The organism is Ramlibacter sp. MAHUQ-53, assembly GCF_052600055.1.
The window spans coordinates 55,669-77,217 of the sequence record NZ_JBQWTS010000006.1 but is presented as its reverse complement, the minus strand read 5'-3'; the positions used below and the strand labels follow the sequence as shown (position 1 = coordinate 77,217).

General features: G+C 72.2%; 23 protein-coding genes. 13 read left to right on the top strand and 10 right to left on the bottom strand.

Annotation, left to right across the window (positions count from 1 at the left end):
• Positions 1-27 precede the first annotated feature (27 nt).
• The 4 genes from ACT80S_RS10785 (at position 28) to ACT80S_RS10770 (ending at position 3,047) form a co-directional block, all read left to right on the top strand.
• The gene (locus tag ACT80S_RS10785; RefSeq protein WP_377415633.1) at positions 28-1,029 is read left to right on the top strand and encodes a KpsF/GutQ family sugar-phosphate isomerase; all 1,002 of its coding nucleotides are present in this window, start codon (positions 28-30) and stop codon (positions 1,027-1,029) included.
• Position 1,030: 1 nt separating this feature from the next.
• Positions 1,031-1,606, top strand: coding sequence for a KdsC family phosphatase (locus ACT80S_RS10780; RefSeq protein WP_377415632.1), 576 nt, complete (start codon positions 1,031-1,033; stop codon positions 1,604-1,606).
• A gap of 83 nt (positions 1,607-1,689) precedes the next feature.
• Entirely contained in the window at positions 1,690-2,247 is a 558-nt protein-coding gene (gene lptC / locus ACT80S_RS10775; protein ID WP_377415864.1) for an LPS export ABC transporter periplasmic protein LptC, read from the top strand.
• A 23-nt stretch (positions 2,248-2,270) separates the two neighbouring features.
• The gene (locus ACT80S_RS10770) at positions 2,271-3,047 is read left to right on the top strand and encodes an SDR family oxidoreductase (protein ID WP_377415863.1); all 777 of its coding nucleotides are present in this window, start codon (positions 2,271-2,273) and stop codon (positions 3,045-3,047) included.
• Here the strand turns inward: ACT80S_RS10770 and ACT80S_RS10765 are convergent.
• The 6 genes from ACT80S_RS10765 to ACT80S_RS10740 form a co-directional block, all read right to left on the bottom strand.
• Positions 2,935-3,405 (bottom strand): GtrA family protein, encoded by a 471-nt coding sequence (locus ACT80S_RS10765; RefSeq protein ID WP_377415631.1) that lies wholly within the window; start codon positions 3,403-3,405, stop codon positions 2,935-2,937. The genes ACT80S_RS10770 and ACT80S_RS10765 overlap by 113 nt on opposite strands.
• Positions 3,402-4,094: an HAD family hydrolase gene (locus ACT80S_RS10760; RefSeq protein ID WP_377415630.1), complete on the bottom strand. Its 693-nt coding sequence runs from the start codon at positions 4,092-4,094 to the stop codon at positions 3,402-3,404. Before ACT80S_RS10760 ends, ACT80S_RS10765 begins: the two co-directional genes overlap by 4 nt.
• Positions 4,094-4,999, bottom strand: a complete 906-nt coding sequence (locus tag ACT80S_RS10755; protein WP_377415629.1) for a UbiA prenyltransferase family protein — start codon at positions 4,997-4,999, stop codon at positions 4,094-4,096. The genes ACT80S_RS10760 and ACT80S_RS10755 overlap by 1 nt, the downstream gene beginning before the upstream one ends.
• A gap of 164 nt (positions 5,000-5,163) precedes the next feature.
• Entirely contained in the window at positions 5,164-6,672 is a 1,509-nt protein-coding gene (locus tag ACT80S_RS10750; RefSeq protein WP_377415628.1) for a hypothetical protein, read from the bottom strand.
• 149 nt (positions 6,673-6,821) lie between these two features.
• Positions 6,822-7,340 carry an RNA recognition motif domain-containing protein gene (locus ACT80S_RS10745; protein ID WP_377415627.1) on the bottom strand — a complete coding sequence of 173 codons (519 nt, stop codon included), beginning with the start codon at positions 7,338-7,340 and terminating at the stop codon, positions 6,822-6,824.
• Between the two features lie 260 nt (positions 7,341-7,600).
• Positions 7,601-7,981: an RNA recognition motif domain-containing protein gene (locus tag ACT80S_RS10740; RefSeq protein WP_377415626.1), complete on the bottom strand. Its 381-nt coding sequence runs from the start codon at positions 7,979-7,981 to the stop codon at positions 7,601-7,603.
• 229 nt (positions 7,982-8,210) lie between these two features.
• Here ACT80S_RS10740 and ACT80S_RS10735 point away from each other — a divergent pair, with 229 nt between their 5' ends.
• From ACT80S_RS10735 to ACT80S_RS10705, 7 genes are all read left to right on the top strand, one after another.
• Positions 8,211-10,472 (top strand): hypothetical protein, encoded by a 2,262-nt coding sequence (locus tag ACT80S_RS10735; protein WP_377415625.1) that lies wholly within the window; start codon positions 8,211-8,213, stop codon positions 10,470-10,472.
• Positions 10,469-10,990 carry a hypothetical protein gene (locus ACT80S_RS10730; RefSeq protein ID WP_377415624.1) on the top strand — a complete coding sequence of 174 codons (522 nt, stop codon included), beginning with the start codon at positions 10,469-10,471 and terminating at the stop codon, positions 10,988-10,990. The genes ACT80S_RS10735 and ACT80S_RS10730 overlap by 4 nt, the downstream gene beginning before the upstream one ends.
• A gap of 112 nt (positions 10,991-11,102) precedes the next feature.
• Positions 11,103-12,254, top strand: coding sequence for a homoserine O-succinyltransferase MetX (metX, locus tag ACT80S_RS10725; protein WP_377415623.1), 1,152 nt, complete (start codon positions 11,103-11,105; stop codon positions 12,252-12,254).
• The gene (gene metW, locus ACT80S_RS10720) at positions 12,251-12,835 is read left to right on the top strand and encodes a methionine biosynthesis protein MetW (protein WP_377415622.1); all 585 of its coding nucleotides are present in this window, start codon (positions 12,251-12,253) and stop codon (positions 12,833-12,835) included. The genes metX and metW overlap by 4 nt, the downstream gene beginning before the upstream one ends.
• Positions 12,792-14,171: a chromate efflux transporter gene (gene chrA / locus ACT80S_RS10715; RefSeq protein ID WP_377415621.1), complete on the top strand. Its 1,380-nt coding sequence runs from the start codon at positions 12,792-12,794 to the stop codon at positions 14,169-14,171. The genes metW and chrA overlap by 44 nt, the downstream gene beginning before the upstream one ends.
• A 23-nt stretch (positions 14,172-14,194) precedes the next feature.
• The gene (gene otnI / locus ACT80S_RS10710) at positions 14,195-15,004 is read left to right on the top strand and encodes a 2-oxo-tetronate isomerase (protein WP_377415620.1); all 810 of its coding nucleotides are present in this window, start codon (positions 14,195-14,197) and stop codon (positions 15,002-15,004) included.
• Positions 15,005-15,077: 73 nt separating this feature from the next.
• Entirely contained in the window at positions 15,078-15,575 is a 498-nt protein-coding gene (locus ACT80S_RS10705) for a type III secretion system chaperone (RefSeq protein WP_377415619.1), read from the top strand.
• A 23-nt stretch (positions 15,576-15,598) separates the two neighbouring features.
• On the opposite strand, the gene ACT80S_RS10700 is transcribed toward ACT80S_RS10705, so the two are convergent.
• Complete coding sequence (locus tag ACT80S_RS10700; protein WP_377415618.1) at positions 15,599-16,057, bottom strand: DUF421 domain-containing protein; 459 nt, start codon at positions 16,055-16,057, stop codon at positions 15,599-15,601.
• Between the two features lie 136 nt (positions 16,058-16,193).
• Between ACT80S_RS10700 and ACT80S_RS10695 the strand changes: the two genes are divergently transcribed.
• Both ACT80S_RS10695 and ACT80S_RS10690 read left to right on the top strand, forming a co-directional pair.
• Positions 16,194-17,672, top strand: a complete 1,479-nt coding sequence (locus ACT80S_RS10695; RefSeq protein ID WP_377415617.1) for a M20 family metallopeptidase — start codon at positions 16,194-16,196, stop codon at positions 17,670-17,672.
• An 18-nt stretch (positions 17,673-17,690) separates the two neighbouring features.
• Positions 17,691-18,539 (top strand): alpha/beta hydrolase, encoded by an 849-nt coding sequence (locus ACT80S_RS10690; RefSeq protein WP_377415616.1) that lies wholly within the window; start codon positions 17,691-17,693, stop codon positions 18,537-18,539.
• Here the strand turns inward: ACT80S_RS10690 and ACT80S_RS10685 are convergent.
• Genes ACT80S_RS10685 through ACT80S_RS10675 form a run of 3 tightly spaced genes read right to left on the bottom strand, consistent with a single transcriptional unit; the run spans position 18,527 to position 21,526 of the window.
• Complete coding sequence (locus ACT80S_RS10685; RefSeq protein WP_377415615.1) at positions 18,527-19,708, bottom strand: MFS transporter; 1,182 nt, start codon at positions 19,706-19,708, stop codon at positions 18,527-18,529. The genes ACT80S_RS10690 and ACT80S_RS10685 overlap by 13 nt on opposite strands.
• A gap of 7 nt (positions 19,709-19,715) precedes the next feature.
• Positions 19,716-20,435: a 16S rRNA (uracil(1498)-N(3))-methyltransferase gene (locus ACT80S_RS10680; RefSeq protein WP_377415614.1), complete on the bottom strand. Its 720-nt coding sequence runs from the start codon at positions 20,433-20,435 to the stop codon at positions 19,716-19,718.
• Between the two features lie 5 nt (positions 20,436-20,440).
• Positions 20,441-21,526 (bottom strand): aminoglycoside phosphotransferase family protein, encoded by a 1,086-nt coding sequence (locus ACT80S_RS10675; RefSeq protein ID WP_377415613.1) that lies wholly within the window; start codon positions 21,524-21,526, stop codon positions 20,441-20,443.
• Between the last annotated feature and the right edge of the window lie 23 nt (positions 21,527-21,549).

Below are 21,549 nucleotides of genomic sequence, written 5' to 3'. Positions count from 1 at the left end.
ACCGGACCGCCTACGTAAAATCCGCGCATGACCGCACCCACCGCCCCGACCGAGGGGTTCGACGCCGCGCGTGCGCTGCGCCTGGCCCAGGAAACCTTCGACATCGAGGCCGCCGCCATCCAGGGCCTGAAGGCCCGCACCGGCGAGTCCTTCGCCCGCGCGGTGGGGGCGATGCTCGCCGTGCGCGGACGCGTCGTCGTCACCGGCATGGGCAAGAGCGGCCACATCGGCCGCAAGATCGCCGCCACCCTCGCGTCCACCGGCACGCCGGCGATGTTCGTGCACCCGGCCGAGGCCAGCCACGGCGACCTGGGCATGATCAAGGCCATCGACCTCGTGCTGGCCATCTCCAACGGCGGCGAAAGCGACGAGATCACCGCCATCCTGCCGGTCCTCAAGCGCCAGGGCGTGCCCCTGGTGGCCATGACCGGCAACCCGACCTCCACCCTCGCCCGCCATGCGGACATCCTCCTGGACAGCGGCGTCGAGAAGGAAGCCTGCCCCCTGAACCTCGCGCCCACCGCCAGCACCACCGCCCAGCTCGCGCTGGGGGACGCGCTCGCCGTGGCCCTGCTGGACGCGCGCGGCTTCCGCCCCGAGGACTTCGCCCGCTCCCACCCGGGCGGTGCGCTGGGGCGCAAGCTGCTCACGCATGTCTCGGACGTCATGCGCTCGGGCGACGCCGTGCCCCGCGTGGCGCCCGAGGCCTCGTTCTCCGACCTGATGCGGGAGATGAGCCGCAAGGGCCTGGGCGCCTCGGCCATCGCCGACGGCGAGGGCCGCGTGCTCGGCATCTTCACCGACGGCGACCTGCGCCGCCTGGTCGAGAAGGGCCAGGACCTGCGCGGCCTGCTGGCGCGCGACGTCATGCACCCCGACCCCCGCACGGTGCGGGTCGACGTGCTGGCCGTCGAGGCCGCCGAGCTGATGGAGCTGCACCGCATCACCAGCGTGCTGGTGGTCGATGCCGACGGCCGCCTGTGCGGCGCCGTCAACAGCAACGACCTGATGCGGGCCAAGGTGATCTGACATGAGCGCCGCGCCGAACCCGGGGGCCGGTCCCCTGACGCCCGCCGTGAACTTCCCGCCCGAGCTGCTCCTGGCCGCCCAGGGCATCCGCGTGGCCTTCTTCGACATCGACGGCGTCTTCACCGACGGCGGCCTGTTCTTCAGCGACGAGGGCGAAACCCTCAAGCGCTTCAACATCCTCGACGGCCTGGGGGTCAAGCTCCTGCAGCAGGGCGGCATCACCCCGGTGGTGATCACCGGGCGGGATTCCGCGCCGCTGCGCAGGCGGCTGGCGGCGCTGGGCGTCACCCGCGTGTTCTACGGCACCGAGGACAAGGCGCCCGCCGCCGAGCGCTCGCTCGCCGAGCTGGGGCTGGACTGGTCGCAGGCCGCCGCCATCGGCGACGACTGGCCCGACCTGCCGGTGCTGCGCCGGTGCGCCTTCCCGGTCGCGCCCGCCAACGCCCACACGCAGGTGCGCGCCGCCGCCCGCCATGTCACCGCCGCGGCGGGTGGCCACGGCGCGGTGCGCGAGTTCTGCGACCTGCTCCTGGTGGCCGGCGGCCGCTACGCGCAGCTGCTGGAGAAGTACCGGTGACCTCCCCCCGCCTGCCGGCCCGGGCCTGGGGCTGGCTGCGCAACGCCTGGGACCGCCTCACGGTCTACCTGCCGGTGACCCTCATGGGCGTCCTCGCCCTGGGCACCTACCTGCTCGCGCGCCACACGCCGGTCTTCGGTCCCGCGCCGCCGCAGGCACAGGCGCGCCACGACCCCGACTATTTCCTGCGGCGCTTCTCGGTCAAGAGCTTCGACGCCAGCGGTCGCCTCAAGACCGAGGTGCAGGGCGCCGAGGGCCGGCACTATCCCGACACCGACACGCTGGAGGTCGACCAGCCGCGCATCCGCGCCTTCAACGCGCGCGGCGAGCTGACCGTGGCCACCGCCCGCCGCGCCCTGGCCAATGCCGACGGCTCCGAGGTCCAGCTGTTCGGCGACGCCGTCGTCACCCGCATGCCGGGCGTCGACGCCGGGGGCCGCGCCAAGCCGCAGCTGCAGGTGCGCAGCGAGTTCCTGCACTTCTTCATGAACACCGAGCAGATGCGCACGCACAAGCCGGTGGAGGTGGTGCGCGGCAACGACCGATTCACGGCCGACAGCCTCGACTTCAACAACCTCGATCTGCAGCTGCAGATGCAGGGCCGCGTGCGCGGGCAGCTCGCGCCCTCGCGGCCGAAATGAGGCCGGCAGCGCCGATGACGCGGATGCCGGGCCTGGCCTTCATCACCGGCGCGTCCAGCGGCATCGGGCAGGCGCTCGCCGCGCAGTACGCGCGTGACGGCTGGCGCCTGGCGCTGGTGGCGCGCCGCGTCGAGGCCCTGCAGGCGTGGGCACGCGCGCAGGGCCTGGGGCCCGACCGCTGCCTGTGCCTGGGGGCGGACGTCACCGACATCGAGTCCATCGTCGCCGCGGGCCAGGCCTGCCTGGACACGATGGGCGTGCCCGACGTGGTCATCGCCAACGCGGGCATCAGCACCGGCGTGGACACCGCCTTCCGCGAGGACCTGGCCGTCATCGCCCGCACCTACGCCGTCAACAACATCGGCCTCGCCGCCACCTTCCACCCCTTCATCCGCCCGATGGTGGCGCGGGGCAGCGGCCGGCTCGTGGGCATCGCCAGTGTCGCCGGCATCCGTGGCCTCCCGGGGCATGGGGCTTACTGCGCGAGCAAGGCCGCCGTCATCAGCTACTGCGAGTCGCTGCGCGGGGAACTGCGCGGCTCCGGGGTGAAGGTCGTCACCCTCGCGCCGGGCTATGTGGACACGCCGCTGACGCAGCACAACCCCTACCCCATGCCCTTCCTGATGCAGCCGGCCGACTTCGCCGCGCGCGCGGTGCGCGTCATCGCGGCGGGCGCGCGCTTTCGCGTCATTCCCTGGCAGATGGGGGTGGTGGCCAGGCTGCTGCGCGTGCTGCCCGATGCCTGGTTCGACCGCCTCCTCCACGGCCGCCCGCGCAAGCACCGGGGCCCGGTGCCCTGAAGACCCAGCGCGCATTCATCGCGAAGTTCGCGCCGAACGCCGCACCCACGCCCAGCGCCTTGGCCAGCGTGGCATGCACCGGCAGCAGCGCCGCGGCGAGCGCGGTCACGCCGGTGTTGATCGACAGCCCGAGCAGCGCGAAGGCCAGGAACAGCCCGGCCCGGCGGGCGTCGCGCCAGTCGCTGCGGAACACCCAGCGCGAGGACAGCAGGTAGTTCACCACCGCGGCCAGGCCGAAGCTCGCCGCTGCCGCGGCCGCCACCGGGGCGAGCCGCGGCGCCAGCAGGTGGAAGCCGCCGATGTCCACCGCCGCCGCCGTGCCCGCGGTGGCGGCATACCCGAGCAGGCGCCGGCTCATGCCCCGGCCGGCAGCGCGCGCCAGGGCGCCTCGCCGTAGTGGTGGAAGGTGGGCACTGCCTCGTGCCGCTTGCGCGATCGCAGCAGGGCGCGGGCGCCGGCGCGCCGGGCCACGGCCACGTCGCGGTCCAGCCGGTCGCCCACCACCAGCGTGCGCGAGGCTGGCACGCCGCTTCGCAGCAGGATCGCGTGCAGGCCCCGCGGGTCGGGCTTGAGCCGGCCGATGCCCGGGTCTGAGGCGCTCACCACCAGGTCGGCCTGCAGCCCCAGGGCGCCGAGCTTGTCGTGGGCGGGGTAGTCGGACAGCACCGCCACCTGCTTGCCCGCCCGGCGCAGCGCCTCGAACACCCGCTCCACCTGCGGCGCGCGGCAGGCTTGCAGCAGCGGCAGCGGCCGGCGCTCCATCCATTCGTGCACCAGCCGGCGGACCTCGCAGGCCTGGGCGCCCACGCGCTGCGCGGTGCGCTCGTACTGCAGCCGCAGGAAGTCCGCGCCTTCCTCCTGGCCCAGCGCCTCGCGCACCTGGCGGAACACCCGCAGCACCCGCGGCGTGTGCAGGCTGCGGGTGCGCCAGGCCTCCAGCATCAGCCGCCGCGCCATCGCGCCGCGCAGCGTGCCGGCCTCGTACAGCGTACCGTCGACGTCGAACACCACGAGGTCGATCGCGCCCCAGTCGAGTCCGTGCTCCATCAGCGCGCCTCCCAGCGCAGGTAGTGCGGCTCGGCCAGACCCTGCAGCCTCGGCAGGTTGATGAAGCTCAGGGCCACCAGCGCCAGCAGCGTCAGCGCGCTGATGCCCATGAGGCGCTTCTCGCGAAACAGCTTCTCCGGCTTCTGGGCCACCGAGCCGCTGCGCATGGACAGCGCCAGGTAGTGCGCGAACAGCGCCACCACGAAGGGACAGGCCACCAGGTACTCGATGCGGTACTTCACCAGGAAGAACCCGAGCAGCAGCGTCGACAGCAGCGCGTACACGAAGCACGAGACGGTCAGGCGCTCCTCGGTGTAGTGGCGGAACGAGCGCCGGTAGCGATGCAGTACCCCGACCCCCGGGCCGGCGGCGATCTCGCGGTACTCGGAGAGGCGCTTCGCGCCCATGAGGAAGGCTCCTCCCATCCAGTAGGCGAGCAGCAGCGAGGCCGGCGCCACGGTGGTCTGCTCGATCATCGACCAGCCGAGCATCAGCCGGATCGGGTTGTTGAACGACTCGGACAGCACGTCGAGGTAGGCCTTGTCCTTGGTCCGCAGGGGGCGGACGTTGTAGGCCACCCCCGACAGCCAGAACAGCGCGCTGGTCACCAGGAACACCGGCCCCACGCGCGCCGCCAGCAGCAGGCCGAGCGCGCTGCAGGCCGCGTAGCAGGCCCACACCGGCGCGGGCGACAGCGCCCGCGTCACCGCGGGGCGGCGCGACTTGTCCGGGTGGTGGGCATCGGACTCGCGGTCCAGCCATTCGTTGAGGATGTAGTTCGCCGAGGCCACCAGCACCGCGCTGGCGAAACCGGCCAGCACGGCCATCCAGGCGCCGTCCAGCGCGGGCTGGCGCAAGACCCACGCCAGCACCAGGCCGGGGAGGATGAACACGTGCTTGGTCATGTGGTCCGGCCGCGCCATCCGCAGGTAGTCGGTCCACTGCGCGCGGGGCAGCGCTGTCGTTGCGCGGGGCGCGGCGTGCGTGGGCGCACCCCCGCCTGGCCCGGCGGTTCCCTCGCTGCCGACCGATGGGGATCGAGCCTGCCTGGGTTGGCCCGGTGCCGCGCTCATGGCCGCACCCCTTGCGTGCCGACGGCGGCGCCCGCACCCACCCGCCTGCGGTGCCGCGACGCCGCCACCGCCAGCGCGCCCAGCGCCAGCCAGGGCAGCAGCCAGGCCACGCGGGCCTGGAAGCGGTCCAGCGGCGAGGCCAGCGTGGCGCAGACGATCGCGTTGATCCCCACGCCGCCGATCACCAGCACGGCCAGCTGGCCGAATCGCTGCGGCAACGGCGCGGCCGCCGCCCGCCGGCGCCAGCTCCACCCCACGCCCAGCGCCAGGGCGGCCAGGGTGCTGGCGTACGCGGTGATGCTCGCGGCCTCGTTCCAGCGCGTGGTCAAGGCCGCGCGCGATCCGCGCATCGCCGCCAGGGTGTCCTCGGGCACGCGGCCGGCATACATCGCCAGTTCGCGCTCGCCATAGCCGGCGATGTCCACGCGCATCATCCCGAGCTGCCGCACGGCGTCCACGGCCAGGCCCCGGAGCACGCCGCCCGGGTCGTGGCGCAGCACGTCCAGTACGAAGCGTCCCTGCTCCTGGGCCATGCGCCGCTTGGTCGGCGCGTCAGCCAGCGCGAACGCGCCGCGCTGCGGGTCGGTGGAGAACAGGAAGTCGGTCCACGGCGTCGGGAAGTGGTCGACCCAGGCGCAGGCCGCGTAGCCGCTGCCCGGGCAGGTGCGGCGCAGGAAGTCGGTGCCCGGGCCCTGGTCCACCAGCCGGGCCATCGGGTGCGGCAACCGCAGCGGCGGCGCACCGACCGCCCGCGTGACGGCCTGTGAGAACGCCCACTCCGCCGCCAGCGCGCCGGCGAGGCAGGCTGCCACCAGGCCGAGCGCGGGCGCCGACAGGCCCTGCCAGCCCGCGCGCCAGCGCCGCAGACCCAGGGCCAGGAGCAGCAGCCCCAGGGCCAGCGCGACGTGACTGGCATGGGCACACAGGGCGAACAGCAGCAGCAGCCCCAGGCCCGTACGCTGCAGCGGCGTGAGCTGCTGCCAGTGCACCGCCAGCGCCGCGATCGCCAGGATGGCGAGCCCGGCGAACAGGTCCGGCATCAGCAGGCCGGTGAACAGCCCCAGGGGCGTCACCACGGCCAGGGCCGCCCCGGTGAGCGCCACCGTCGCCGGACGCAGCCCCCACAGGCGGGACATCACCAGCGCCACCAGGGCCGCCGCGCACAGCGCCTGCACGGCCACCGCCCACCACAGGCTGCCGGCCCGGTGGGCCGCGTACAGCAGCGCACCGTAGTAGACCGAGCGGCCGGCGAGCACCACCTGGTCGTCGATGGAGGTCAGGCCGGCGCGCGGTGGCGCCGCCGGTGCGTCTGCGGCCGCCGGCGCGACCCAGGGGGGCCAGCGCCCCGGGCCGGCCAGGCGCTGCACGCCGGCCTCGGCACCTCGCAGGTAGGTGGGAGTGTCGGGATAGAACAGCGGCTGGCCGTTCCACCAGGCCGGCAGGGCCAGCGCCAGGGCAGCGGCCAGCACGGCGAGCAGCCGGGAGATCAGGGGCGGCGAGGACATGTCGGCCTGTTGCAATCGAATGTTTCGATCGCAGGCAATCTATCGGGCTGGTCCGCGCGCCTTGTCGGAATGGCTCGACAGCCCCCGTAGGAGCCGCCGAAAAAACAAACGGGGCCGAAGCCCCGTTGGATCATGTGCCTGTGGAAGGCTCAGTAGCCGCCGCGGCCACCGCCGCCGCGCGGGCCGGAGCCGTAGGGGCTGCGGAAGCCGCCGTCGTTGCCGCCACGGCCGTAGCCACCGCGATCACCACGGTCACCGCGATCACCACCCCGGTCGCCGCGGTCGCCACGGCCACCGCCGTAACCACCACCACCACCGCCGCCGCCGTAACCGCCGCCGCCACCACCGTAGCCGCCGCCGCCGCCGCCATAACCACCACCGCCGCCGCCGCCGCCGTAGCCGCCGGTGCGGGGACGCGCTTCCATCGGGCGGGCTTCGTTGACGACCACGCTGCGGCCGCCCAGGGGCTGGCCGTTCATGCCGGAAATGGCGGCCTGCGCCTCGGCATCACTGCCCATCTCGACGAAGCCGAAACCCTTGGAGCGGCCAGTGTCGCGCTCCATCATGACGCGGGCGCTGGTGACGGCGCCGAACTGGCTGAAGGCTTGCTCCAGATCGCTGTCGCGCACGGAATAGGGCAGGTTGCCCACGTACAGTTTGTTGCCCATGAAAACGGGACTCCTATAGAAACATTGACCTGAGCGATGGAGTCCCGAAAGCGCCTGATACCGACTAGCAACGCGAAAGTGACCTGTTCACCGCAATCCACGCGTGACACTGCTCAATCACGCCCGGCCATTATGGAACACACCCTGGCGGGCAATGCAAGCCCCGTGCGGCACGAAATGGCAACAAAAAAGGGCCGGTGTGGCCCTTTTGTTGAAAGTCGCCGGAGCAACTGTCCAGCTGGTGACTATCGTCAACCTGATCAGTAACCGCGGCCGCCGCCGTAGCCACCACGATCGCCACCGCCGCCGTAGCCGCCGCGGTCACCGCCACGGCCGCCGCCGTAGCCGCCACCACCACCACCACCGAAGCCGCCGGAACGGGGCGGGCGGGGTTCCATCGGGCGGGCTTCGTTCACGACGAGGCCACGGCCGCCGACCTGCTGGCCGTGCAGGGCCTGGATCGCGGCCTGGGCCTGCTCGTCATTGCCCATCTCGACGAAGCCGAAGCCCTTCGAGCGGCCGGTGTCGCGCTCCATCATGACCTTGGCGCTGGTGATTTCGCCGTAGGGGCTGAAGGCCTGCTCGAGGTCGTGGTCACGGAAGGCGTAGGGCAGGTTGCCCACGTAGAGTTTGTTGCCCATCAAAGGCTCCTTAAAAAGCAATGCATACACGCGATGGAGCCGGGAGCGCTATCACAAACTCGTCAAGACTGCATTCAAGACGCGATACAGACCAATCACCGCAGGAAGCCGCTGCCGGGGCAGCGGCTTCCCGCATTATGGTCGATCGGGCGAGTGGAACTCCAACGGGGTCGGAATGACTCATGCGGCTGCCTTTTTGCAGCCCCCGAGAAATCCCAAGGAGCCTTTCATGCGCAGTGACGCCAAGCTCACGCCGTCCAGCAACGGCCAGACCGTTGGCAGGCCGGAATCGAAGCGGGACAGCACACCCGCCGGCCGCGGCGTCGCGGGCCCGACCCTGCATCCGTCGAACGTCGCGCCCGTGGACGGCGCCCTCTCCCATTTCATGCAGGGCACGGTCAGCCGTCCTGGCATACCGGGCGCTTCGCGTTCCACCGGTGGCCACGCCTCGAGTGCCTCCAGCCGAGGCGGCGTTGCCCGATGGCACACCGTCCAGCGCCAGTCCGCTACCGGTTCGAGCCAGGCCACGGACTCCGGTCGAAGCAGGACCCAGCGGGTACCCCGTTCTGCGGATGCCCGTCCCCGCAGCGAAGGTCCGGGCCTGCCGCCGGCGGATGCTCGTCGCCCGTTACACGGCACCGGGGTCAACCTGTCCGCGCAGTTCAATGCGGCGGCCGCCCAGCCCGAGGTGACGGCCCCCCCCACTGATCCGGATGTGCGCCTGTTCACCGAGCAGGAGCTCACCGAGCGCCGGCAGGTCCCGGGGCCCGAGCCCGCCGCCCGGGCCCTGGCCCGGGTTCTCCTGGAGGAGTTTCCGGTGCCCCCGCCTCCTCGCCCCGCCGGTGAGGGTGCCGCCCGGCGGCCGCAAGGCGTGCCGACCGAGACTCCGCTCGAGCTCGTGGTCCACGCGCCCGTGCCCGTGGCTCAGAGGCAGGACGCGCCACCCGGGCGACGTCCCGCCCCGCAGGACACGGGCCTGGGCCTGCCGCCTGCCGAGCGGGTGGACGCTGTCGATCTGCCGCCCCCGCCGCCGCTGCTGCCGGCCGACCCGGCGGACGAGGTGGACCTCCTGGTCGAGGATGAGGGTGACGTGGCGGTGGACATCGAGGCGCCCGTCCCCGGCGTCGTCTCACCGGCGGCCCGCTGGCAGGCGCTGTGCGCCACCTGGCAAGGCCGTCCCGGCCAGTTGCTGCGCGATGAGTTGAGTGGCAAGGAGCGGATTCCCGGTGACCATGCCCTGATCGACAGCCTCGAGGCGCTGTTCACGCTGGCTGCAGCGGCCGCCCGCGCATCGCCGGAAAACCCGTCCCCCTTGCCCGCCCAGCAGCTCGACCTCCTGTACCGCCAGTACAAGCGTGCGACCACGGCCGACGAGCGCAAGCTCAACCCGGCCCGCATCGTGCGCACCCTGAGCGTGTGGATCGAGCGGCGCCAGGACCTCAAGCTCCTGACGGGCGCGATATCCGAGGCCCTGCGGCGTGACCTCTTCCGCCTCGGGACCTTGGTGGAGGCCATCTACTGGCCCGGCTTCGGTGCAGCGTCTGCTGCCGGTGTCCGCCTGAAGCGGCGGGCCGCGAACGCGATGGGCAGCCTGCTCGGGCTCTCCACCATCGTGGCGGCCGGCGGCGCCGCCGGCGAAGCGGCCGTGCGAGCCGGCGGCATGGGGCGCCGCTTCACGCGCGAGATCACCGTCAAGGAAAAGGCAGGCGCCTTGCAGGTGGTGCCGTACACCGACCACTTGAGGGGAGTCGTCGTTCACGGGCTCGAGTTCCTGCCGTTTGCCGCCACCCTCTACTACGCGTCGTTGGAAATCAATGACGCCGATCCCGTGCAGCAGGAGCTGGCGCGTGGCAGCTTCCGTGTCTGGGCCAACGGTACGCTCGCCAGCCTCGGGGTGAGCCTGTTCTCCTTCGGCGTCCCCTGGATGCTGGACAAGGTCGACATGCCCTGGGTCGATGGCGCCGACCCGGAGCTCCTGATGGGGACTGCGCGTTACCTCGACGGGCCGAGGGGAACGGCGGTCGTCCGGTACATCGGCCGGGATGTGGCGGGTGGCATCGCCGGCATCGTGCGCCCCCAGGGCGACGACGAGCTCGTGTCGACGGGCACCCAGCTGCGGCAGGTGCTGCCCCGGTCCAGCGTGTGGGCGCGCGGTGTCGTCCGTTTCGTGTGCGTGATGGGGCTGTTCCTGGCCCGCTCCTACCTTGCGCCCCGCGTCGACAGGGATCCGGACGAGGCCTGGAAGGGCCAGCTCGTTGCCGACTCGATGCTCCTCACGTGGGGCTTCTGGGTCCTGCTGTCCGCCTATGCAGCGCGCCAGACCCGGGGCATCACCGGCGAGCGGGCCGATGCCAGGCGCATCGCGGACGAGCGCAACGCCACGCTCAGGCGCTACGCGCCCCCCGCGCCGGCCGAGCAGGTCGCTCCGCCCGTGCCGGGCCGGCCGGCCCTGCGGCAGGTGCCCCAGGCCGACCCGGGAGACCTGGAATGACCGCGCCCGATGTCGCCGACCTGCTGGCGGGGATGGACCCTGCCCACCTCGCGCAGGCCGAGGCCATTGCCGACGAGATGGCCTCGATCACCGGGGAGGTGGCGCGCACCTCCCGCGAGCGCTTCGACGCCATGTTCCCCGCGGTGGTGGCCCGGCTGGCCGGCGAAGGGGCCGTACACGAGGCCCTGGCCAGCGGTGGCTTCGCGTTGGAAGGGCGCACCGTCGTCGTGCGGCTGCATCAAGAGAACGACCACATCGAGTATTTCTGCGACGTCGGCCTGCCCGAGCCCCATGCCTTGCAGGAGACCTACCGCACCCTGCTCGAGATGAACCTGTGCCGCGCCTACCCTGGCATCACCTTCGGCGTGCACCCCGCCTCGGGTCGGGTGGTGGCCACGCTGGCGGTGCATGACGTCCTGGTGGCCGGCGAGGAGGCCTGCATCGCCACCGTGCAAATGCTGGTGCAGGTGGTGGGCCTGCTGCTCGAGGCCCGCACCCTCGCCCTCGTGCCGGAGTGAGCGACGCGCGGTGCCGTTCCGCGGGGCCGCAGGCCCGACGCTATACTGCCCGCCAACAGCGCCGATTTGCCTCCGCTTGCGGGCGCTTCAACAAGTACCGCTAAAGACGACGATGACTTCCCTGCTCGCACGAGCGCAATCCATGCATTTCGAGGCGCCGCTGACGCTGCAAAGCGGCGCCAGCCTCCGCGCCTACGACCTCGCCTACGAGACCTACGGCACGCTCAACGCCGACCGCAGCAACGCCGTCCTGATCTGCCACGCGCTCAACGCCTCGCACCACGTCGCCGGCGTGTATGAAGGCCAGGACAAGTCCGAGGGCTGGTGGGACAACATGATCGGCCCCGGCAAGCCGGTCGACACCGACCGCTTCTTCGTCATCGGCATCAACAACCTCGGCTCGTGTTTCGGCTCCACCGGCCCCATGCACGTGAACCCGGACACCGGCCGCATCTACGGCGCCGACTTCCCGGTGGTGACCGTGGAGGACTGGGTCAACGCGCAGGCCCGCCTGCTCGATGCGCTCGGCATCCAGCAGCTGGCCGTCGTCATGGGCGGCAGCCTGGGCGGCATGCAGGCGCTGTCCTGGACGCTGCAGTACCCGGATCGCGTGCGCCATGCCGCCGTGATCGCCAGCGCGCCCAACCTGAACGCCGAGAACATCGCCTTCAACGAGGTGGCCCGCCGCGCCATCGTGACGGACCCCGATTTCCACGGCGGCCACTTCTACGCCCACGGCGTGGTGCCCAAGCGGGGCCTGCGCATCGCCCGCATGATCGGCCACATCACGTACCTCTCGGACGACGTGATGAACGAGAAGTTCGGCCGCGAGCTGCGCAGCGCCGTCGGCGCCGCCGGGCGCGAGGCCTACCACTACACCACGCAGGACGTCGAGTTCCAGATCGAGAGCTACCTGCGTTACCAGGGCGACAAGTTCAGCGAGTACTTCGACGCCAACACCTATTTGCTGATCACCCGCGCCCTCGACTACTTCGACCCGGCGCGCCGCCACGGCGGCTCGCTGGCCAAGGCGCTGGCGCAGGCCGCGGCCCGGTTCCTGCTCGTGAGCTTCACCACCGACTGGCGCTTCTCGCCCGCCCGCAGCCGCGAGATCGTCAAGGCGCTCCTGGACAACCGCCGCGACGTGAGCTACGCCGAGATCGACGCCCCCCACGGCCATGACGCCTTCCTGCTCGACGACCCACGCTACCTCGCCGTGGTGCGGGCCTGGTTCGAGCGCATTGCCAGCGAGGTGGCCCGATGACCGACCGCACCCTGATGCAGGCGATCGCGCGCATGGTCCCCGAGGGCTCGCGCGTGCTGGACCTGGGCTGCGGCGACGGCGCCCTGCTCGAGCTGCTGATGCGCGAGCGCCGCTGCACCGGCTACGGCGTGGAGCTGTCCGACGCCAACGTGCTGGCCTGCGCCAAGCGCGGCGTCAACGTGATCCAGCTCAATCTGGATGAGGGCCTGGCCATGTTCGACGACGACAGCTTTGACGTCGTCCTGCAGATCGACACCCTCCAGCACCTGCGCAACACCGAGACCATGCTGGTCGAGACCGCCCGCGTGGGCCGCCAGGGCATCGTCGCCTTCCCCAACTTCGCGCACTGGCCCAACCGCCTGGCCGTGCTGCGCGGGCGCATGCCGGTGACCAAGCGCCTGCCGTACCAGTGGTACGACACGCCCAACATCCGCGTCGGAACCTTCAAGGATTTCGAGGTGCTGGCGACCAAGAACCGCCTGGCCATCCTCGACGCCTTCGGCCTGCAGGAGGGCGAGGAGGTGCGCTTCCTGCCCAATGCCCGGGCGGCCACCGCCGTCTTTCGCTTCGAGCGTGGCTGACACCGCGCCGGCACGGGACAGCGTCCCCTTCGGCGAGGCGCTGCGCTTCTGGCTGAAGCTGGGGTGCATCAGCTTCGGCGGCCCGGCGGGGCAGATCGCCATCATGCACCGCGAGCTGGTGGAGCGCCGGCGCTGGATCTCCGACCGCCGCTTCCTCCACGCCCTCAACTACTGCATGCTGCTGCCCGGCCCCGAGGCGCAGCAGCTGGCCACCTACCTGGGCTGGCTGATGCACCGCACCTGGGGCGGCGTGGTGGCCGGCGCGCTGTTCGTCCTGCCGTCCCTGGCGCTCCTCATCGCCCTGAGCTGGGTTTACGTCGCTTTCGGGCACCTGCCCGCGGTGGCCGGGGTCTTCGCCGGCATCAAGCCCGCCGTCGCGGCCATCGTGCTGCAGGCGGTCTGGCGCATCGGCAGCCGCACGCTGCGCAGCCCGCGCGTCGCGCCCCTGCCCTGGGCCATCGCCCTGGGCAGCTTCGTCGCCATCGCGGCGCTCGACGTGCCGTTCCCCGCGGTGGTCGGCGCCGCCGCCCTCACGGGCTGGCTGGGCGCCCGGCGCTGGCCCGCGCAGTTCGCCAGCGCCGGCCACGGGCCCGCCGCCAAGGACTGGGGCCCGGCCGTGATCGACGACGACACCCCCACCCCGCCCCATGCCCGCTTCTCGCGCGCGCGCCTGCTGCGTGTGGTGCTGGCGGGTGCCGCCCTGTGGAGCCTGCCCATGGCCGCCCTCGTGGCCTTCCAGGGCTGGCACGGCACGCTGGCGCAGATGGGATGGTTCTTCACCAAGGCGGCCCTGCTCACCTTCGGCGGCGCCTACGCGGTCCTGCCCTACGTCTACCAGGGCGCCGTGGAGCATTTCCAGTGGCTCACCGGCGCGCAGATGATCGATGGCCTGGCCCTGGGCGAGACCACGCCCGGCCCGCTGATCATGGTGGTGGCCTTCGTCGGCTTCGTCGGCGGCTGGGCCCGGCAGGTCCTGGGGCCCGACGCCCTGTTCCTCGGCGCCGCACTGGCCGCCTGCGTGGTCACCTGGTTCACCTTCCTGCCCTCCTTCCTCTTCATCCTGGCAGGCGGCCCGCTGGTGGAGTCCACCCACGGCCAGCTCCATGTGACCGCGCCGCTCGCTGCCATCACCTGCGCGGTGGTGGGGGTGATCGCCAGCCTCGGCCTGTTCTTCATCGGCCATGTGGCGTGGACGCCGGCGGGACCCGCGCCCGCGGCCCTGGCGCTCATGGGGCTGGCCCTGTTCGCGCTGCTGCGCCTGCGCTGGGGCGTGATCCCGGTGATCGGGGCCTGCGGCGCCGCGGGCCTGGCCCTGCGCCTGGCCGGACTGGCCTGAGCCACCCGCTATGCTCCGGGGCCATGCCCCGTTTCGCCGCCAACCTCTCCATGCTCTATCCGGAGCTGGACTTCCTGGACCGCTTCGAGGCCGCCGCGCGCGACGGCTTCGAGGGCGTCGAGTTCCTCTTTCCCTATGCCCACGACCCCGCCGAGGTCGTGGCGCGCCTGCGCGCCCACGGCCTGCAGCAGGTGCTGTTCAACCTGCCGCCGGGCGACTGGGACGGCGGCGAGCGCGGCATGGCCTGCATTCCCGGCCGCGAGGCCGAATTCCGCGAGGGCCTGGGCCGCGCGCTGCGGTACGCCCAGGTGCTCGATTGCCCCCGGCTGCACGTGATGGCGGGCCTGCTGCCCCCCGGCCACACCCGCGAGTCCGTGCGCGGCACCTACGTGGCCAACCTGCGCGCCGCGGCCGCCGAGGCGGCCCGGGCCGGGGTTCGGCTGATGATCGAGCCGATCAACACCCGCGACATGCCCGGCTTCTTCCTCAATCGCCAGGACCACGCGCATGAACTGCTCGAGGAGATCGGCGCGGACAACGTCCAGGTGCAGATGGACCTGTACCACTGCCAGATCGTCGAGGGTGACCTGGCGGCCAAGATCCGCCGCTACCTGCCCACGGGCCGGGTCGGCCACTTCCAGGTTGCCGGCGTGCCGCAGCGCCACGAGCCGGACCTGGGCGAGCTGAACTACCCCTACCTGTTCGAGGTGATCGACGAGACTGCCGCCGCCTGCGGCTGGCAGGGGTGGGTGGGTTGCGAGTACCGGCCGCAGCGCGGCGCCGTGCCGGGTGGCACCTCCGCCGGGTTGGGGTGGATGAAAAAGATTTCCTAAGTAGTAGGTCGGATGATTTTTCTGTCATCTTTCCTATACTCGTTCCCCGACCGCCACGCCGTCGAGGAGCCCCATGCAGCCCCACCTCCATCCCGCCGCCGAGGCCGGCCCCACCCCTGAAGACCTGCCTGGCGGACCCGCCTGCGCGTCCGCGGGCTCCTCCGAGGACCGCTTCAATCTCCTGCTGCCCCGGGTCGTGGCCCAGGTCGTCGGCGAGGGCGAGCCGGCACGCGAGGCACTGCGCACCGGGGGCTTCCTGGTGGGCGAGTCCACCGTGGTCATGCGCCTGAATCCCGAGACCGACTCGCTCGAGTTCTTCTGCGACATCGGCCTGCCCCTGCCGTGGGCCCGCGAGTCCACGCTGCGCGCGGCGATGGAGATGAACCTGTGCCGCACCCATCCCGGCGTGACCTTCGGGCTGCACCCGGAGTCGGGCCGCCTGGTCGCCACCACCGCCATGCACATGCTGCTGGTGGCCGACGACGAGGTCTGCCTGAACGCCCTGGCCCTGCTCACCGGCGTGGCCCGGCAGCGTCGTGAGGACGGAACCTTCCGCGTCACCGTCGACTGAGCGACGGCGGGTGACCGGGGGCTTCAGCGCCGCACGATGCTGATGTTCCCGTCGGCCTCGAGGACGGCCAGGCGCATGTCCGCCAGCGTGCAGCCCGCGGCCCGCAGCGCACGCTCCACGTCGCTCTCCGGCACGCGCTCGCGCCGCAGCACCTCCCGGTAGATCTCGCCGTCGCGCCCCACCAGGACCGGGCGGCCCTGCACCACCGCGTCGACACGGCGGCTGCGCGAGGCGGCCACCGCCAGCGCCATGTCCAGCCCCACCAGCGTGGCCGCGGCGATGAGGCCGCCGAGCAGCGAGTCGTCCCCGCCCGACAGCGAGTTGCTCACCGCCTCGGACAGCAGCATCACCACCAGCAGGTCGAAGGGCGTGAACTGTCCCACCGTGCGCTTGCCGGTGAGCCGCACCAGCAGCAGCAGCGAGGCGTACACCACGGCCGCGCGCAGCGCGAATTCCCACCAGGACAGTTGCAGGTCCAGCATGGCGCGGCCATTGCACGGCCCCGGACCGGCCGGCGCGTGCGGGCGGTTGTCGGCAGGACCTGCCGGGTGCGTCCTACGGGAAGGCGCGCCCCGCTCACCTTGGCGTGCCCATCCTTGAGCGCGTACAGTGGCGGGCATGAATGCCCCCCTGCATCGTGAAATGCCCGCGGCCACGCTGGACGCCGCCCGGGCCCTGGACCAGGTGAGCCGGCAGTGGGATGCGGACATCGTCCGCCAGCTCACCGACTACATCGCCATCCCCGCCAAGTCGCCGGGCTTCGATCCCGAGTGGGCCGCCCACGGCCACATCGAGGCGGTGGTGCGCAACGCCGCGGCCTGGGTCGAGGCCCAGAAGGTGCAGGGGCTGACGCTGGAGATCGTGCGCCTGGAGGGCCGCACCCCGGTGCTGTTCTTCGAGATCGCGTCGACCCGGCCCGCCGCCGAGGGCGCCCAGACCGTGGTCATGTACGGCCACCTGGACAAGCAGCCCGAGTTCACCGGCTGGCGCAACGACCTCGGCCCGTGGACGCCGAAGTACGAGGACGGCAAGCTCTATGGCCGCGGCGGCGCCGACGACGGCTACGCGGTCTACGCCAGCATCGCGGCGGTGCAGGCGCTGCAGGCGCAGAACGTGCCGCACCCGCGCATCATCGGCCTGATCGAGACCTGCGAGGAGTCCGGCTCCTACGACCTGCTGCCCTACGTGGATGCCCTGCGCCCGCGCCTGGGGGACGTGGGCCTGGTGATCTGCCTGGACTCGGGCGCCGGCAACTACGACCAGCTGTGGCTCACCACCTCGCTGCGCGGGCTGGCCGGCGGCACGCTGAAGGTGGAGGTGCTGACCGAGGGCGTGCACTCCGGCGACGCCTCGGGCGTCGTGCCCTCGAGCTTCCGCATCATGCGCCAGGTGCTCGATCGGCTGGAGGACAGCCGCACCGGCCGGCTGCTGCCCGAGGCCTTCCACTGCGAGGTCCCGCCCGAGCGACTGGCGCAGGCCCGCGCCACCGCCGCCATCCTCGGCGACGAGTTGTACAAGCGCTTCCCCTGGGCCCATGCCGACTGCGGCGGCTCGGGCGGCTTCACGCTGCCGACCACCACCGACCCGGTGCAGGCCCTCCTGAATCGCACCTGGATCCCCACGCTGTCGGTCACCGGCGCCGAGGGCTTGCCCTCGCTGCAGGACGCGGGCAACGTACTGCGGCCCTACACCGCCTTCAAGCTGTCGCTGCGCCTGCCGCCCCTGGTGGACGCGGCGCGCGCCGCGCAGGACCTCAAGGCCCTGCTGGAGGACAACGCGCCGTACCAGGCCCGCGTCACCTTCGCGCCGGGCGGCGCGGCGACCGGCTGGAACGCGCCGCCGATGACGCCGTGGTTCGAGCAGGCCCTGCAGCACGCCTCGCAGGCGCACTTCGGCGCGGCCTGCGGCTACATCGGCCAGGGCGGCACGATCCCGCTGATGAACATGCTCAGCGCCGGTTTCCCCACCGCGCAGATGATGGTCTGCGGCGTGCTCGGCCCGCGCAGCAACGCGCACGGCCCCAACGAGTTCCTGCACGTTCCCTATGCCAAGCGCCTGACCGCCGCCGTCGCGGAAGTCATCGCGCGCATGCCCTGACCGGGACCGCGCGCCACGATGCAGCAGCACGCCGACTCGGTCCTCTCCACCTTCACCGCGGGGGATGGCGACAACCTCGCCCTGCAGCACTGGCCCGTGCCCGAGGGCACGCGCCGGCGCGGCATCGTGGTGATCGTGCATGGCCTGGGCGAGCACGCCGGGCGCTACGAGCGCCTGGCCCAGCGCCTGACCTGGTGGGGCTTCGCCGTCGTCGGCTATGACCAGTGCGGCCATGGCGAGTCCAGCGGCGCGCGCGGCTGCGTGCCCACCACGCTGCGGCTGATCGAGGACCTGGCCGACGTGGTGGACAGCACCCAGCGCCGGCTGCGTCCGGGCGAGAAGCTGTTCGTGCTGGGGCACAGCCTGGGCGGGCTGGTGGCCTGCTGCTACGTGATCCTGCGCCAGCCGCCGATCGACGGGCTGGTGCTGTCCTCGCCGGCCCTGCGCGTGAGGCCGCGCCCGTGGCGCCGGCTGCTGCTCAAGGTGCTGCCGCGGTTCGCCCCCAACCTCACGGTGCGCAACGGCGTGCGGCCCGAGGGCCTGTCACACGACCCCGATGTGGTCGAGGCCTACGAGTCCGACCCGCTGGTGCATGACCGGGTTTCGGTGCGGCTCGCGCGCTTCCTGGTCGAGGCCGGGCCGCGGGTGCTGGCGCGCGCGCGGCACTGGCGGATGCCCACGCTGCTGCTGTGGGGCGCGGCCGATGCGGTCGTCGACCCGCGCGGCAGCCAGGCCTTCGCCAAGGCGGCGCCGCAGGACCTGGTGTCGGCCCACGCGTTCGCCGACCTGTACCACGAGGTGTTCAACGAGCTCGACGCCGAGCCCGTGTACGCGACGCTGCGCGCCTGGCTCGATCAGCGCGCCTGAGCCGCCGTGGCCTGCCCGCGCTGGCGTGCCGCCAGCCAGGCCAGGGCCGCGCCGCACACCGCCACCGGCAGCAGCGAGCCCCAGTTCAGGAGCGACCAGCCCTGCGTCGTCACCAGCACGCCCGAGGACAGCGAGGTGACCGCCATCGTCGCGAAGACGAAGAAGTTCAGCGCGCCCTGGGCCCGGTCCTTCTCCTCGGGCGCGTAGGCCGACAGCGACAGCGTGGTGCTGCCGGTGAACAGGAAGTTCCAGCCCACGCCCAGCACGAACAGCGAGACCAGGAAGTGGCCCAGTTCCACGCCCATGAGGGCGATGGCGATGCACAGCGCGTTCAGCGCCACCCCCGCGCCCATGATCCGCAGCGCGCCGAAGCGCTTGATCAGGGCGCCGGTGAAGAAGCCCGGCGCGAACATGCCGATCACGTGCCACTCGAGCACCAGGGCGGCGTCGGAGAAGGGCAGGCCGCACACGTCCATGGCCAGCGGCGTCGCCGCCATCAGCAGGTTCATCACGCCGTAGCTCAGGGCGCCGGCCACGGCGGCGACGATGAACACCGGCTGCGCCATGATCTGGCGCAGCGGCCGGCCGCTCGCCGACCTGACCTGCTCGGCCACCGGCGGGAAACGCACGAAGGCCATCAGCGCCAGCCCGAGGACGGCCACCACCGACAGCGCGAGGTAGGCGCCGGTGAAGGGCACCTCGGTGAGGTCGCGGGTGCGCGAGGCCAGGTTGGGGCCGACCACGGCGCCGATCAGGCCGCCGGCCATCACCCACGAGACCGCCTTCTCGCGGTGCGCCTTGTCGGCGAGTTCGGCGGCGGCGAAGCGGTACAGGTTGGCGTTGGCGCTGTAGTAGCCGGCCACCACGGTCGCCGCGCACAGCAGCCAGAAGTTGCGCGAGACCGCCGCATAGGCGCACAGCAGCGCCGACAGCCCCGCCACCACCAGCCCCAGCTGGAACGCGCGCTGGCGGCCCAGCGCGCGCTGGCTGCGCGCCACCAGTGCGGTGGACAGCGCGCCGCCGACCACATAGCCCATGACGGGCAGGGTCGCCATCCAGGCCACGGGCGCGAGCGACAGGCCGACCAGGCCGTTGATCGCGATGAAGGTGACGTTGTTGGTGAGGAACAGGCCCTGGCAGATCGCCAGCAGCAGGAGGCGGGGGTTCATGCCCCCATCATGCCAAACCGATGGTCAATGCGACCAGGGCCGCGAGGGGCGCGGTCTCCGCGCGCAGCACGCGCGGGCCCAGGGTCACCGGCACGAAGCCGTGCGCCTTCGCGGCCTGGACCTCGGCGGCGGACAGCCCGCCCTCGGGGCCGGACAGCAGCAGCACGTCGCCACCGCCGGCCGCGGCCTGGGCCAGCGGGCGGGTGTCGGCGTCGAGCGAGAGCACGAGGCGCGGGCCGTCGTGGCGCAGCGCGGCGCACCAGCGCGTGAAGTCCTGCGGCGGCGCGATCGCCGGGACGCGGTTGCGGCCGCACTGCTCGCACGCCGCCACCGCGATGGCCTGCCAGTGGGCCTGCTTCTTGGCTGCGCGCTCGCCGGCCAGGCGCAGCACGCTGCGTTCGGTCATGAGCGGGTCGATGCCGGTGGCGCCGAGCTCGGCGGCCTTCTCCACCAGCCAGTCCATGCGCTCGTTGGCGGGCATGCCCAGCGCCAGGCGCACGCTGCGCGGCGCCTCGCGCTCGAGGGCGAGGTGGGCGTCCACGCGCACCTCCACGTCGCTGCGGCCCATGCGGGTGACGGTGGCATCCCACTCGCCGCCCTCGCCGTTGAACAGGGTCACGGTGTCGCCGGGTTGCAGCCGCAGCACCTGGGCATGGCGGGCGGCGCCGGGTGGCAGTGCGAGCTCCAGGCCGGCGGCCAGGGGCGCGGGGCAGTGCAGCCGGGGCATGGTCGTCAGACGCGGCCGAAGGCGTAGCCCGAAACGGCCTGCGTGCCCTCGACCTGGTCGACCAGCTTCAGCAGCGGCGCGAGCTCGCGGTAACGCGAGGCCGTGGCGCGGATGTAGGCGATGAAGCGCGGCGCGTCGGCCAGGTACTTGGGCTTGCCGTCCCGCAGCGTCAGCCGCGCGAAGATGCCGGCCACCTTGAGGTGGCGCTGCAGGCCCATCCACTCGACGGCGCGCCAGAACTCGCCGAAGTCCGGGTCCACCGGCAGGCCGGCCTGGAGGGCCTTCTGCCAATAGCGGATGGTGATGTCGAGGACGAACTCCTCGTCCCAGCTGAGGAAGGCATCGCGCATCAGGCTGGCGATGTCGTAGGTGATGGGGCCATGCACCGCGTCCTGGAAGTCGAGCACGCCCAGGCGGGGCTCGGCGGGATCGCGCGGCATCATCAGGTTGCGCGGCATGAAGTCGCGGTGCACGTAGACGGCGGGCGCGGCCAGGTTGCGCGAGACGATCAGGCGGAACTGCTCGTCCAGCACGCGGCGCTGCGCCTCGTCCAGCGTGACGCAGCGGTGCTGCGTGAGATACCAGTCGGGGAACAGCTGCAGCTCGCGCTGCAGCAGGGCCTCGTCATAGGGCGGCAGCACGCCGGGGCGCGAGGCGAGCTGCCAGGCCACCAGGGCATCGACCGCGCGCAGGTACAGCTTCTGGTTGGCGGCCGCATTGTCGCGGTCCACCACCTCGATCATGGTCTGCGTGCCCAGGTCGTCCAGCAGCATGAAGCCCTGCGGTTCGTCCCACGCGAGGATGGATGGCACATGCAGCCCGGCGTCGGCCATCAGGCCGGCCACGTGCACGAAGGGGCGGCAGTTCTCCTTGTCGGGCGGCGCATCCATGACGATGCGGCTGCTGCCGTCGGCGGCGTCGAGCCGCAGGTAGCGGCGGAAGCTCGCGTCGGCCGAGGCCGGGCGCAGCGTGGCGGGCAGCAGCCCGTGCGGGCCGGCCACGGTGTCGAGCCAGCGCTCGAAGGCGGCGTGGCGTTGCGGATCCGACCAGGTGACGGGGGGGAAAGCGGGGTTCTGCGCGGGATCGCTCATGGATAATCGATTCTACAAACCGA